Origin of the sequence: Candidatus Phyllobacterium onerii, assembly GCF_028331445.1 — a bacterium.
In the GTDB taxonomy this organism is placed as follows: Bacteria; Pseudomonadota; Alphaproteobacteria; order Rhizobiales; family Rhizobiaceae; genus Phyllobacterium; species Phyllobacterium onerii.
Map to the genome: position 1 here is coordinate 69,944 of NZ_JAQMHX010000009.1, position 13,804 is coordinate 83,747.

General features: G+C 58.3%; 13 protein-coding genes and 1 pseudogene. 5 read left to right on the forward strand and 9 right to left on the reverse strand.

Translation table 11 applies throughout. The features are described from left to right. The first annotated feature begins 90 nt into the window (after window positions 1–90). Window positions 91–1,212 carry a protein adenylyltransferase Fic gene (gene fic, locus PHA01_RS20075; RefSeq protein ID WP_417020995.1) on the forward strand — a complete coding sequence of 374 codons (1,122 nt, stop codon included), beginning with the start codon at window positions 91–93 and terminating at the stop codon, window positions 1,210–1,212. Window positions 1,213–1,233: 21 nt separating this feature from the next. Here the strand turns inward: fic and PHA01_RS20080 are convergent, their stop codons facing one another. Genes PHA01_RS20080 through PHA01_RS20100 form a run of 5 tightly spaced genes read right to left on the reverse strand, consistent with a single transcriptional unit; the run spans window position 1,234 to window position 6,426 of the window. Continuing rightward, window positions 1,234–2,049: an FAD binding domain-containing protein gene (locus tag PHA01_RS20080; protein ID WP_271898132.1), complete on the reverse strand. Its 816-nt coding sequence runs from the start codon at window positions 2,047–2,049 to the stop codon at window positions 1,234–1,236. A 15-nt stretch (window positions 2,050–2,064) separates the two neighbouring features. Next, on the reverse strand, window positions 2,065–2,556 hold the full coding sequence (locus tag PHA01_RS20085; RefSeq protein WP_271898133.1) for a (2Fe-2S)-binding protein: 492 nt from the start codon (window positions 2,554–2,556) through the stop codon (window positions 2,065–2,067). A 14-nt stretch (window positions 2,557–2,570) separates the two neighbouring features. Beyond that, on the reverse strand, window positions 2,571–3,077 hold the full coding sequence (locus tag PHA01_RS20090; RefSeq protein ID WP_271898134.1) for an SRPBCC family protein: 507 nt from the start codon (window positions 3,075–3,077) through the stop codon (window positions 2,571–2,573). 12 nt (window positions 3,078–3,089) lie between these two features. Further along, on the reverse strand, window positions 3,090–4,031 hold the full coding sequence (locus tag PHA01_RS20095) for an ABC transporter substrate-binding protein (protein WP_271898135.1): 942 nt from the start codon (window positions 4,029–4,031) through the stop codon (window positions 3,090–3,092). Between the two features lie 16 nt (window positions 4,032–4,047). Then, window positions 4,048–6,426, reverse strand: coding sequence for a xanthine dehydrogenase family protein molybdopterin-binding subunit (locus tag PHA01_RS20100; RefSeq protein WP_271898136.1), 2,379 nt, complete (start codon window positions 6,424–6,426; stop codon window positions 4,048–4,050). 274 nt (window positions 6,427–6,700) lie between these two features. Between PHA01_RS20100 and PHA01_RS20105 the strand changes: the two genes are divergently transcribed. The 3 genes from PHA01_RS20105 (at window position 6,701) to PHA01_RS20115 (ending at window position 9,711) form a co-directional block, all read left to right on the forward strand. Beyond that, a complete protein-coding gene (locus PHA01_RS20105; protein ID WP_112530744.1) occupies window positions 6,701–8,335 on the forward strand; it encodes a UbiD family decarboxylase in 1,635 nt (544 codons plus the stop codon). Window positions 8,336–8,437: 102 nt separating this feature from the next. After that, window positions 8,438–9,124: a GntR family transcriptional regulator gene (locus PHA01_RS20110; RefSeq protein WP_112530535.1), complete on the forward strand. Its 687-nt coding sequence runs from the start codon at window positions 8,438–8,440 to the stop codon at window positions 9,122–9,124. Window positions 9,125–9,126: 2 nt separating this feature from the next. Further along, window positions 9,127–9,711 (forward strand): UbiX family flavin prenyltransferase, encoded by a 585-nt coding sequence (locus PHA01_RS20115; RefSeq protein WP_271898137.1) that lies wholly within the window; start codon window positions 9,127–9,129, stop codon window positions 9,709–9,711. 68 nt (window positions 9,712–9,779) lie between these two features. Here PHA01_RS20115 and PHA01_RS20120 read toward each other — a convergent pair whose 3' ends face one another. Next, the gene (locus tag PHA01_RS20120; RefSeq protein ID WP_271898138.1) at window positions 9,780–10,295 is read right to left on the reverse strand and encodes a TIGR02444 family protein; all 516 of its coding nucleotides are present in this window, start codon (window positions 10,293–10,295) and stop codon (window positions 9,780–9,782) included. Between the two features lie 82 nt (window positions 10,296–10,377). Beyond that, window positions 10,378–11,325: a homocysteine S-methyltransferase family protein gene (locus PHA01_RS20125; protein WP_271898139.1), complete on the reverse strand. Its 948-nt coding sequence runs from the start codon at window positions 11,323–11,325 to the stop codon at window positions 10,378–10,380. A 240-nt stretch (window positions 11,326–11,565) separates the two neighbouring features. Here PHA01_RS20125 and PHA01_RS20130 point away from each other — a divergent pair. Further along, a pseudogene (locus PHA01_RS20130) lies at window positions 11,566–12,165 on the forward strand (TetR/AcrR family transcriptional regulator); the annotation flags it as partial. Window positions 12,166–12,242: 77 nt separating this feature from the next. Here PHA01_RS20130 and PHA01_RS20135 read toward each other — a convergent pair. Continuing rightward, entirely contained in the window at window positions 12,243–12,923 is a 681-nt protein-coding gene (locus PHA01_RS20135; RefSeq protein ID WP_271898298.1) for an HAD family hydrolase, read from the reverse strand. Window positions 12,924–13,010: 87 nt separating this feature from the next. Next, window positions 13,011–13,634 carry a TetR/AcrR family transcriptional regulator gene (locus PHA01_RS20140; RefSeq protein ID WP_271898141.1) on the reverse strand — a complete coding sequence of 208 codons (624 nt, stop codon included), beginning with the start codon at window positions 13,632–13,634 and terminating at the stop codon, window positions 13,011–13,013. Between the last annotated feature and the right edge of the window lie 170 nt (window positions 13,635–13,804).

The following is a 13,804-nucleotide window of genomic DNA, read 5'->3' on the forward strand; positions in this document are numbered from 1 at the left end:
ACCGATTTAATAATATGTCGATATAAATTGATTTTGTCGACATAATAGGGCATCGTGTCGACCCAATCGACATGTAACAATGATACGTCGATGAAAACCGAGAACATCGACATGACCTTTCGGCCTGAACGTCCCTACAATGATTTGCCTCTTTTGCCCCCATCGCGGGATATAGAGACAAAGTCTATACTAAAGGCCTGCACCGAGGCACGCGTAGCCTTGACAGAACTGCTGGTATCGGGCCAACTCATACCCAACCAAGCTGTGTTGATCAGTTCCATCCCTCTCCTGGAAGCACAGGCAAGTTCCGAGATCGAAAATATTGTCACAACAACGGATCGTCTGTTTCGCTTTGTCAACGAAGAAAGCAATCAAGCGGATGCGGCAACAAAGGAGGCTTTACGATACCGCACCGCTCTTCGGGAAGGGTTTCGACTGCTCGAACAACGCCCACTCTCCACGTCAATAGCAGTTAAGGTTTGCCGTACGATCAAAGGTCTTGATCTGGATATTCGTGCTACACCCGGGACAGCACTTGTGAACGAGGCAACCGGCGCCGTTATTTATACGCCCCCTGATGGGCAGGACTTGCTGCGCGATAAGCTCGCAAACTGGGAGCGTTATATCCATGAAGCGGAAGACATCGATCCAATCATCCGCCTTGCGGTAATGCATTATCAGTTCGAGGCAATCCACCCGTTCACTGACGGGAACGGCAGAACAGGCCGTGTCTTGAATCTTTTGTTTCTCGTCGACAAAGGATTGTTGGAAATTCCGATCCTCTATCTTAGCCGCTACATTATCCGGAACAAATCGCTCTACTATCAGCGGCTTCTGGCCGTCACTACAAATAGCGAATGGGAGAACTGGATTCTTTTCATGATTGAAGCAGTGAAGGAGACTGCACAATGGTCGACATTGAAGATCCGCGCAATTCGCGACCTTTTGAATGAAACTACCGCCAGAATTCGTCAAGAACTGCCAAAAATCTATTCTCGAGAGCTTGCAGAAATTATCTTCGTTAATCCTTATTGCCGCATTGGCGATCTGGTTGACTCAGGAATTGCCAAGAGGCAAACGGCCTCCACCTATCTGAAAGCGCTCGTAGAAATAGGCGTGCTTCGGGAAATCAAATCAGGACGCGAAAACCTTTTCATCAATCCGGCAATGCTGGATCTCCTGTCCGAAGGCGGCGGATTGAACGGAGCATAACTCCATCAGCATGATCTATCATCATTCGATCAATGTGCCGCCGAGGTTTTCCACTGCACGGCGGGTCACGACCCCGACAAGATGCGCGCGGTAATCGGCAGGAGCGTGCATGTCGCCCATCAGGTCGTTCTCATCTGGCAGCAGCCCTTTCACCGCATCGGGCTCGAACCGCGCCTGCAGCGCTTCCTCGGCCTCCGTCCAGCGAAAGACGCCGGCGTTTCCGGCCCCCGTGATCGCCACATGGATATTGCCGTCGCGATGACGGGCAACGAACGCAGCTGCCAAGGCATACCGTGACGCCGGATTGCGAAACTTGGCATACCCGGCAATCTCCGGCATCTTGAACTCGATACGGACGAGAATTTCACCAGGCTCCAGCATCGTGGTGTAGAGCCCGGCGAAATATTCGGAAGCCGGGATGCTGCGGCGATCCGTATGCAATGTCGCATCGAGCGCCAGCACGGCCGACGGGTAGTCGGCTGCCGGGTCATTATTGGCAACCGAGCCGCCGATCGTGCCGACATGCCTGACCTGAACGTCACCGATCGAACCGGCAAGGCCACAAAGCGACGGAATGAGCGCCCTGATCTTTTCGGATGCAGCGACGGTGGCATGCGTGGTTGCCGCACCGACGATGATTCGATCGGGACCAACGGTAATACCCGAAAGCTCGGGAATGCGGCGAACATCGATCAGATGGGCAGGCGCCGCCAGCCTTCCCTTCATCGTGGGGATCAGCGTATGCCCGCCGGAGAGGTAAGCGGCTTCCTCGACTTTGGAGAAAAGACTGACTGCTTCCTGCAGCGTTCCCGGCCTATGATAGGTTGTTTCATACATTGGCGTCTGCCTTCTTCATTCCGCCGCGACGGCGTGCGCCGCGCGGTGCTTTTCAGCGGCGGAGAGTACCGCCTTGATGATGTTGTGATATCCCGTGCAACGGCAAAGATTGCCCTCGAGCTCGTGGCGAACCGTTGCCTCATCGAGAACACCGTCGTGTCGCTCAATCATGTTGACCGATGCCATGATCATGCCGGGCGTGCAAAAACCGCACTGCAACCCGTGGTGTTCATGAAAGGCCGCCTGCACATCGTGCAGCTTTTCGCCATCGGCCAAGCCTTCGACCGTGGAAACCGATGCTCCTTCGATCGAGGCCGCAAGTATCGTGCAGGATTTGACAGCCTTGCCGTCGACGATGACCGTGCAGGCGCCGCACTGCGTCGTGTCGCAGCCGACATGTGTTCCGGTCAGGCCAAGATGATCACGCAGGAACTGGACGAGCAACGTACGGTCTTCGACCTCCTTCGTGTGGAGCGTGCCGTTGACGGTGATGGCGACTTTGGACATGGGTGCCTTCCCTTTTATCTGGAGAACCAGCGGGCCTTGGGGCGTTCCGCTGGTGTTTCAATCGCTATCGCCACAGCGTCAACAGGGGCGGCGCGGGCCGCAAGGCTGGCGAAGAACTCGTCTGCAAGCTTCTTGGCCGTTGAATCGATCAGCCGGGAACCAAGCTGTGCCAGCTTGCCGCCTACCTGCGCCTTGGCGACATAGGTCAGGACGGTTTCGCCATCGACATCGGCAAGGTTGACGTCGGCGCCACCCCTGGCGAAACCGGCGATACCACCCTTGCCAGCACCGGAGATGGTATAGCTCTCGGGCGCTACAACGTTGCTCAGGGTGACTTCACCTTCAAATGTCGCTTTGACCGGGCCGATCTTGGTGGTCACGCGGGCGGTAAACCCATCCTCCAGCGAGCCTTCAAGGCTATTGCAACCGGGGATACATTCGCGCAGCGCCTGCGGGTCATTGATCAGCGCCCAGACATGCTCGCGCGGCGCAGCGATGCGGTATTCACCTTTGAGATCCATCAAACTCTCCTCTCAGTTCGCGCCAGTCACGGCCTCGTAGTGCGACAGGTCCAGATACCTCGCCGGATCGGTCAGTGGTGCCCCGGCTATGCCGTAGCGCGAGCGCAATTCGAGCACGCGCTGCATGCCTTCCGGAATGATTTTCGCATCCGGTGTCAGGCCCGATTTCGCCGACAGCAGGCTGTTCATGACAGACTGCAGCGCAGCGGGCTGGATTTCCGGCATCTTCGCCTGCAAGAGCTGTTCAGCCGCCTCGCGATTTGCCGGATCAAGCGTCCAGGCAAGGCCCTTCAGGTAACCGCGGATGAACGCGCGAACAGCTTGCGGATTCTCCGCCGCCCATGCGCGCCTCGCCGTGACTACGCCACCTTGATAGCTGTCGTAGATCCGGGTCGACACGTCGAGCACGTTGAAGCCCGAACGGCGGGCAATGCTGGTGAATGGCTCGATCGTCAAGGTCGCAGCGTGCTCTCCGCCCTTCACCGATTGCCAACGCTGCGGCGTCGCTCCAACGGGTGCGTAGGTTGCGTCGTCCCGCTTCAATCCGCCATCTTCGAACATATCGAACAGCACAAACGCGAACCCCGTCGAAAGTGCATCGAGCGCGACGGATTTGCCTTTGAGATCCGAATATTCCTTGATCTCGGGCGCGGTAACGATGGCAAGCTCGAGCTGCGTTCCGCCCATGAGCACGACATAGCCCGGATCAACCCCGGCGCCAGCAGCTCCCTGCCCCTCGCCATAAGCCACGACATTATCAAAAGCGGTAAAGACGATGTCGAATTCGCCCGCGGCAGTCCGCTGCGCCTGCTCAACCGAGCTCCCCGTCAACGTCAGATCAACCGACAGGTTTTCATCGGCGAAGAACCCCTGTTCCACCGCTGCGAATGTCGGCAGGTTGGGAGCGCCCGGAAAGGCGATGATGCGGATATTGGTCTTGGTTTCGGCAGTCATTTGCGAGAAATCCTCCTCAGGACGCACGAGCATCGCGCTCGCCTTTCGATTGATGAATGGCCCGCCACACCGCATGCGGGGTGACCGGCATATCGATATCGGTGACGCCGTAGTCCTTGAGCGCGTCGAGCACGGCGTTGACGACCGTAGCCAGCGCCGGCGTTGTTCCGCCTTCGCCGCCGGCCTTGATGCCAAGCGGATTGGTCGGAGAAATCACTTCGGCAATCTCGCACTTGAAGGAAGGCATGTTGTCGGAGCGCGGCATGCCGTAATCCATGAATGATCCGGCGAGCGGCTGGCCCGACGAGGCATCGACGGCGCAAAGCTCCCACATCGCCTGCCCTACGCCCTGCGCAATGCCGCCATGGGTCTGGCCATGAACGATCAGCGGATTGATGCAGCGGCCCACATCGTCCACGGTCGCGTAGCTGGTAATGAGAACGTGTCCGGTTTCCGGATCCACCTCGACTTCGCAGATCGCTGCGCCATTCGGAAACACCGGAGTGTGCATCTCATTGTCACGCGCCACCCGCAACGGCCCATCCTTCTCACGCGTCAGGTCGCCGAGCGTGAAGATATCGATCGTCTGGTTGGTGCCGCGCAGCTTGAAATGACCGCTTTCGAAATCGATAGCGTCGAAGTCTGCGCCGAAATGTTCCGCTGCGCGCCGGCGACCTTCCTTCAGGAGGTCTGCAGACGCCATGGCCATGACGGTTCCCGCGTGGCGCATCGAACGGCCCGAATGCGACCCGCCGCCAACGCTGACGATGTCGGTATCGCCAAGGATAATCCATACCTTTTCGACAGGCACCTGGATCATGTCGGCGACCACTTGCGCAAAGCTCGTCTCATGACCCTGGCCGCTCGGTTGGGTACCGATGACAACTTCGACCGTGCCATCTTGCTTGATTTCGATCTCGGCACGTTCCTTCGGTGAACCGATGGACGACTCGACGTAATTGGCAAAGCCCCGGCCCAGCAATTTGCCGCGGCTGGCCGCTTCCTCGTGGCGCACCTCGAAGCCGTCCCAATTGGCAAGCTCAAGCGCGCGGTCCATGTTCTTTTCGTATTCGCCGCTGTCATAGATCGAACCGACGGCATTGGTGTAAGGCATCATATCCGGCGAAACGAGGTTCTTGCGGCGCAGTTCGAGCTTGTCGAAACCGAGTTCGCGCGCGGCCTTCTCGACAAGACGCTCGATCGCGTAGGTTACTTCCGGCCGGCCGGAGCTACGGTAGGCCTGCGTGCACATCGTATTGGTGAAGACGGCGCGGGCGCGCAGCGTCGCCACCGGAATGTGATAGGAGCCGGTAATGAGACCGGAGCCCTTGCTGAGCGGCGACAGCGACACGCACCGACCGCCGACATTGCTGAGGTTGTCCGCCCGCATCGCCAGGAACTTGCCCTCGCGATCAAGCGCCAGTTCGACCTTGGTTATGAGATCGCGACCCTGATAATCCGTCAGAAACGCCTCGGAGCGCGTCGCCGTATATTTCACCGGCCGCCCGATCTTCTTCGACGCCCAAAGCACCAGACCAAACTCCACATAGACGCGATTGCGCGCGCCGAAATTTCCGCCGACGTCGTATGAAAGCACACGCAGGTTCTTCGGCTCTATACCGAGAACCTTGGAAAGCTCGCCCTTCTGGCGCACAGCGCCGCCGCTGCCGGCATAAAGCGTATAGCGCCCGGTCTCCTCGTCGAAATGACCGAGCGACGAGCGCGGCTCGATCGGTACGGCGGTCACGCGGCCGATATGGAATTCGGCCGTGACCACGTGATCGGCCGCCGCGAAGGCTGCTGCTGTCCCCGCTTCGTCGCCAAAGCTCGAGTCAATGAAGACATTGTCCGGCACTTCGTCCCACACCGCGGGTGCGCCGGGCTGCGCGGCCTTTTTGGTTTCGGTGACGTGCGGCAATTCCTCGTAATCGACAAACACTTTTTCGGCCGCATCCGCCGCCTGGGCCGCTGTCTCGGCAACCACCACAGCCACGGCTTCGCCCACATGGCGGGCCTTGTCGGCCGGGAGCAGATAATGTGGACCTGTGAATGGTATGCCGCCGCCGGCAGCCGTCAGCTTCACATCGAATTTCGTCGAAGGAACGGGATTGTGCGGGATTGGCTCAAGTCCGTCAGCCAACAAATCGGCGCCAGTCAGGACGGCCAGAACGCCGGGACTGGCCAGCGCTTCCGCTGTGTCGATGCCGAGGATCCGCGCATGCGGATATGGCGAGCGAACCATCGCAGCGAACGTCTGCCCGGGCAGGCTGAAATCGTCGGAAAACCGGCCCTTGCCGGTAATGAGCCGCCCGTCTTCCTTGCGCGGAAGCGGCTTTCCGACATGGCGGAACAACGCATCGCGTACAAGCTTCATTTCCGGCGACAGATCAGCCATCTCGGGCTTTTCCAATACCGCTGTCCCAGGTCCGCTCGTGCTTTTATGAAGTGGGCTTCCCATAAATCCTCTACCCTTACCGGCTGAAATTACGCCGACGACATTCTGTTGCTCTTCGTATTAATGTATGACAGTATGTCGGAGTAATGCAATCGAAAAGATGCAATATCTTTCTGATTGGGCGGATCGCTCTTATGATTATGAGTGGGTTTTGCGCTTTTTATCTCGCCTGCACGGCACTGGAGAGGCGCATCTTCGGGAGAATGAGACTTACATGACGACGCACAAGCGCAAGGCTCCACTGGACCTGCAAGAACATCTGGAACGGCTGGAAGAACGAGGCCTGCTGACGCGAATTCAGGTGCCGATCGACAAGGATAGCGAACTGCATCCGCTGGCGCGCTGGCAGTTCCAGGGCGGTCTGCCCGAATCGCAACGACGCGGCTTTCTTTTCACCGACGTGAAAGATGCGAAGGGCGAGAAATACGATATCCCGGTTGCCGTCGGGGTCCTCGCCGCTTCGCCGGAAATCTATGCCATCGGTCTTGGCGTTCCCGAGAGCGAGATCGGCGATGTCTGGGTCAACGCCATGGAAAACCCCATCGACCCTGTCATGGTCGAGGACGCGCCATGCCAGGAAGTCGTCATCACGGGCGACGATCTCAAGCTCGAAGGCCGTGGTCTCGGCAGCTTGCCGGTTCCGGTATCGACACCGGGCTTCGACAGTGCCCCCTATTTCACCGCGACGCTTTGCGTCACACGTGATCCGGAAAATGGCATCCGCAACATGGGCACCTATCGCGCCGCGCTGAAAGCCGAGGACCGGCTTGGCGTGCGCATGGCAAGCCGCCTGTCCGGTGCCGGCGGGTATCAGCATTGGCTGAAGTATCAGAAACGCGGCGAACCTATGCCCTGCGCCATTGTTATCGGCTGTGCTCCTGCCGTACTTTTCACCGGGCCCCAGAAGCTGCCTATCGATCAGGACGAACTCGGCGTTGCCGGCGGTCTCATCGGCGAGGCCGTTCGTATCGTCAAGTGCAAGACTATCGATCTTGAAGTGCCGGCCGACGCTGAAATCGTCATTGAAGGCCTCATCGATACTGAGCTGCTTGAGCCGGAAGGGCCGTTTGGCGAAAGCCATGGCCACGTCGCGCTCGAAGATTTCAACATGTCGATGCGCGTGACGGCGATCACCCGCAAGCGCAAACCCGTGCTTGTCTCGATCGTCAGTCAGGTTACACCCAGCGAATCGAGCGTTCTCAAGCGCGTTGCCTATGAGCCGCTATTCTTCAATCACCTGAAGAAAGTGCTCAACATCAAGGGCATCAAGCGCGTCGTCATGCATGAGCCTTTGACCAACATCCGCAAGGTGATCTTCCTGGAATTCGACCGCAGCGCGCCGCAGTCCGAGATCTGGCGCGGCCTGCAGGGTGCGGCGATGCTTCAGGCGCAGTGCGGCAAGATCGTCATCGCCGTTTCTGACGATATCGACGCCCGCAATGCCGACGCCGTGTTCTGGTCGCTCGCTTACCGCGCCAATATGATCGATGACGTGCATGTGACGCCCTACCGCTCGGGCGGGCATGGGCCGAAATCGGCAAACAAGAATGCCGAAGGCACCCTTCTCATCGATGCAACGTTGAAAGCACCGATGCCGCCTCTCGCCCTGCCCGCCGAACCCTATATGGTGCGGGCCCGCGAGATATGGGAAAACCTGCAATTGCCACCGCTCTCGCCGCAGCCACCATGGCACGGTTATTCGCTCGGCGACTGGAGCGATGTCTGGAGTAACTTTGCCGACAAGGCTGTCAGCGGCGACTGGCGCGCCAATGGCGAAAACACTTTCTCCCGGCGTAAAGGTGGTATGAAACCCGAAACACCGGCGCGTGATATTGAAAAGAAAGCATAATCAGGCGACTATCGCCCGATTCTGATATAGTTTCAGCGCCGGCGGGGGTCGGCGCTGAGGGACAGACAACACAACGCAGGCAGCAGCATTGCGAGGGATAAAATGAACGATCCGGTCATGGAACCATTCGGTCCGCTTACACATGAGTCTGCGCCGCTGAGAAACAAGATCATGAAGTCGCTGCGGCGTGCAATCGAGACAGGATTGCTGGAGCCAGGTACGCGTCTTGTGGAGAAAGATCTGTGCCAGCAGCTCAACGTCAGCCGCACATCGCTGCGTGAAGCGCTGCGCCAGTTGCAGTCCGAAGGTATTCTTACCGACCTCAACAATCGCGGCCTTGCCGTGGTCACAGTGACATCGGAGGACGCGGAGAATATTTATCGCATCCGCGGCGTGCTCGAACCCCTTATCGTCGAACAGTTCATCGAGAATGCGCCGGATGCAGAGGTCGAAGCCTTGAAAGCCCACTTCCTGCGTTTGAAGGAAGCTTATCTGCATGGCAATGCCGAGGAAATCGTCGCCAGCAAACGCGATTTCTATGACCGTATCTGCACCGGAGCACGCAATCCTATTGCATTCGGTGTCTTGAGCAAGTTGACCGTTCTCACGTCCCCGCTGCGCCGGCGTTCCGTCGTGCGTCCCGAGCGGCGCGTCCAGAGCATCGCCGAAATCGAGAAGATCGTCACTTCCATCGCCAAACGCGACAAGGCCGCTGCAAAAGCTGCTGCCGAGGAGCATGTTGCCCACTCCGCCCGCTCGGCGCTCCATGCTTCAGAGTCGGCGAACTAGTCATGCGCCGTCTCATCATCGCCATAACCGGGGCCTCCGGGGTCATCTATGGCGTTCGTGCCTTGCAGCTCTTGCGCGACGTCGAAGACGTCGAGACGCATGCAATCGTCTCGCCATCAGCACTGCGCACCGCGGCCGACGAACTCGACATGAGTGCCGAAGAAATCCGCGGCCTCGGCGACAAACTCTATAACTATCGCGATATTGGCGCCGCCATCTCGTCGGGGTCCTTCCGCACCGCCGGCATGCTGGTTGCGCCCTGCTCGGTGAAGACCTTGAGCGGCATCGCCAATTGCTACAATGACGAACTGATCGTGCGCGCCGCCGATGTCTGCCTCAAGGAGCGTCGCCGGGTCGTTTTGCTGCTCCGCGAAACGCCGCTGCACGCCGGGCACATTGCGCTGATGGATCAGGCCACGCGCAATGGCGCCATCATCATGCCGCCCGTTCCGGCCTTTTACAGCAAGCCAAAGACCATCGACGACATGGTCAACCAGACAGTCGGACGCGCATTGGACTTGTTCGATATCAATCTGCCGCTCGTCAAACGCTGGAAAGAAGACGAAACCGGGCAGCAGCAATCATAGGCCGACCAGTTCCATCAAACGACGCCGAAGCACTGTGAATTTGGCCCGAGTTCGCTGGCAGAACAGTCCTACTTGGCCAAAATTTGCTCTATTGCCCGTTCCACTGTTGCGATGGACTTGCGAGCTTCGGAATCCAGGGTCGAGCCATGATAATAACGCACGACGAGTGGCAGGTTCTCATCGGTCGAACGGTTGCTATCGTCTGAAATCGTGGCGAGTGCCAGCCCCGCCGTTTCAAGTTCCATAAGCTCGATGCGTTCCGCGGAAAGCTCGGCCGCTTTCACGGCGTCGCGCAGGGTTTCAGTGTGTTTGTCAGGTCCCGGTTTTGGTCCGGTCTTCATGCGCTGGCGGATGGCGCGCAATGGGGCAACGACGTCATCGCGCCATTCGTCGACCAGCCCGATGATCTGGACTGTCTTTGCCGGAGAAAGTGCGATGGAACCATGTTTGAGCCAGGCGGCGAACAACAGCACCGTCACGTCGACGCCATTGCGCTCCTGCAATGCCAGGCATGCATCGGCGACGTCAGGGGCTTTGTAGAGGCGCAGCGCGAAATCCCATAGCCCGATATTCATGTCCTGCATGCTTTCCCTCATCGCAATTGCGGGGCCGGATGACTTGATCCGGCCCCGCTTTACCAGTTTCGCGAGCATGAAGGAAGGCAAACTAGGCCGTTTGCGTTGAACAGGCCTCGCAGATCGCCGCAACGTGGCGATGGTCCGTGCCGCAGCAGCCGCCGAGGATACGCATCTGCGGAAATGATCGGGTCAAACCATTATACCACCGCCCGAGATCGGCAGGATCTCCGGCATCGAGCGTAACTGAATCATCGAGTTCCGCATGGCTCTTGGTCGAAGCATTCGCCTTGGTCCCGCGCACACGGTCGAGCCACGCCTCGCCTTTCTCCAGTGCATCGACGAAATGGCTCGGATGTGCACAGTTGATCATATAGTAGGCTGGTGAACCTCCGGTTGCATCGTCCACCCGGTTGATCGCATCGCCGAGCGACAAGCCGGTCACCAGTTTTCCGTCAGTCTCGACCGTGAACGAGATGACGCTAGGTATGGCATAGGTCTTGGCAGCTTTTGCAATCCCTATGGCCTCATTGTAATTGGTCAACGTATAGGCGGCGACCATGTCCGCTTCGGTTTGTGCGAAACTCTCGATCTGCGCCGCGTGGTATGTTTCAGCCTCGTTGGCATTCATGTTGCCAGCCTTGTACCCATCGCCGCGCGGTCCAATGACCCCGTCGATCACACAAGGCGTCGCGGCCGTTTCAAACTCCTTGCGAAGTTCAAGCAGCAGATCGACCGAATCCCGGTTGATTGCACGCAGGCCCTCGGCGTCATAGCCGAGCTTGGCGCCCCAATCGGGGTTTGCCCGCCATGTCGGCGTATCGAGGATGAAGCCGGTGCCGTTCTCGCGGGCAATTTTGAGATAGCTGATATAGTAGTCTTTTAATCGCTGTCGGCCTTCCGGCGTCCCCATCAAAACGAAAGATGCGAATTCGGGCAGGTCGATCCCGTCATGAAAGATGAATGTCGTCTCCATGCCACCGTCACTGAGGAAAGTGGTCCCCGCGAGTTGCGGCAGGTTTTTGCGGTACTTGGCCATGATTATCGTCCCTTCCAAGAGTGACCGGCATGGGCTGATTGCCTCTCCACCCGGCATGTTCTGTTTTGCGCCTTTCAGTTGACGCAATCTAGAAACCTCATGGTCGGGTTGTCTCACATATGAGAAAACACAAGTAGATTCAGTCGGATAGGCGATATCGTGGCGACAGAACCCTCCCCCGTGCTACACTCCAACAGCCGAAACCGTACCGGCGGTACAGTATACCGGGGGGACAACATCATGCGCAAGGGAGACGAAACCCGCGAACGTATTCTGGAAATCGCCGAGATGTCGGTGCTGGCCAAGGGCTTCGCGGCGACCTGGATAGAGGAGATTATCGCTGAAGCGGGCATTACGAAAAGCGGGTTCTTCTATCACTTCAAGGACAAGAACGAACTCGCGCACATTATGCTGAAGCGCTACGTCTGCGCCAATGACCGGGTGTTCGACGATGTCATCGAGCGCGGGCATCAACTGTCAGATGATCCTCTCCAGGCATTCCTGATCAGCCTGAAGCTTCTCGCCGAGGTCATGTCCGATCTGCCGAACGGTCACCCCGGCTGTCTGATCGCTTGCATTTGCTATCAGGAGCGCCAGTTCGACCGTGAAGTCCTGAACCTGACGGCGCGATCGGTTGAAGCATGGAACGCCAGGTTCCGCGCCATTCTCGACAATATCGCACTCGAGCACCCTCCGCGCGACCCGATTGATTTCGACGATGTAGCGGACATGCTCTCCTGCGTCGTCGATGGCAGCATCATCATGTCCAAGGCACTGAACGACCCTTCAAGGATTGAGCGGCAGGTCATGGCCTTTCGCAGTTTTATAAAACTGCTGTTTTCGTCAACCCCGCAAATAAGGGTCCCGATGCCGAATTCCACGGGGGCTCGGGAACGGTCAACTGATCGGGCTAGAGCTTACGCGTCGACTGTTCTCATCAAGAACAGTCGGCCCTCCGGGTCGACCTGTGTGCGCAGGTCCTGGTAGTCGTGAATGGTCGTATGCGCAGTCTCGATAGGGTGCTTATGCGTAGCCGTGATCACCATCACATCGGCTCCGGCGGCATCGCCTGCCAGAATGCCCGGTACGGCATCCTCAAAGACGAGGCAATCTTTCGCGTCAACCCCAAGCTTGCGCGCCGCCAGCAGGTAGCAGTCCGGATTTGGCTTGCCAACCTTGACGTCTTCGGCCGTGACGAGATTGTCCGGCACGGGAATCCCCGCTGCGGCCAGCCGGCGTTTTGCCAGTTCGAGCGGCGATGAGGTGACGATCGTCCATTTTTCCCGCGGGAGTGCTTTCAAGAATTCCGCAGCCCCCGGCAGCGGAACGATGCCCTCCACATCCTGGATTTCGGCATCGGTGATCTTGTTGGCTTCCTGCTCTGGATCGACGCCGGGCAGACCCAGCCGGCGCACCGTATCGACAGCCCGGGCGCCATGCATCGTCGGCAGGAATGTCTTGACGTCGAGCCCCTGTTCTTCCGCCCATCTTGCCCAGACACGTTCTGCCGCGGCCGTGGAATTAATCAGCGTACCATCCATATCAAAAAGGAACGCGGCGTATTTCTTGTCGAAGGCGGATGGCGTTGTCGGCACGATGGTTCTCTCTTCTCTTTGTTGTAAATGGAAGGCGCTACTACCCTCATGGTGAGCGCCTGAGCCTGTCGAACGGCAAACCACGCAAATTCATCGTCGGGATCTTGCCGATCCCCAGCGAAGCCCATCCATCAGCAGCGCGACAAGGCGGCGGGATCGATCGCGCCAATCGGGCGTATCCGGCGCTGAATAAATCCCCGACAATGCCTGAGAAATATCCGATATATCGATATCGCTGCGAACGGAACCGTCTGCAACGGCAGCATCGACAAGGCGCTGCAAAGCCGATGCAATCATACCGGCGGTATTGGCAAACACCTCAGAATTCGCATCGAAAAGGATGCGCAGGCTGTTGGCCATGCCGCGCTTTGCTGCGATGTAGTCGACGAAGCGCTGCATCCATTCGGCAAGCGCCACATCCGGAGCATTGTGCTGTGCGAGTTCATCCGCGGCAGCGCAAAGCACCTCGACCTCCCGGCGGTACACCACTTCGACCAGATGTTCGCGCGTTGGAAAATGCCGGTAAAGCGTGCCAATCCCAACGCCAGCCTTGCGCGCTATCTCTTCAAGGGAGGCGCTGCCGCCGCGTTCGGCAAATTCAATCGCAGCAATCCCAATGAGCTTTTCCCGATTCCGGCTGGCATCCGCCCGCAACCGCTTCGCGGGTGCCGGTCGCTTTGCTTCCTTCAATTCGGGCAGCTCCTTATGATGCAATATTTCGGCTCCAGAGGCGATTGGGGCTTGAACCCGCTTGGCCAAGCCGCTATGTTCAAGAAACGGAGGCACCTCCGATTATCTTGTCACCTCCGGACTAATACCCTATTTGGGGCCTGCATGTCATGTTTTTTGCGCCTTGAACGCAACTGAACGCTGGCGGCCCCGTT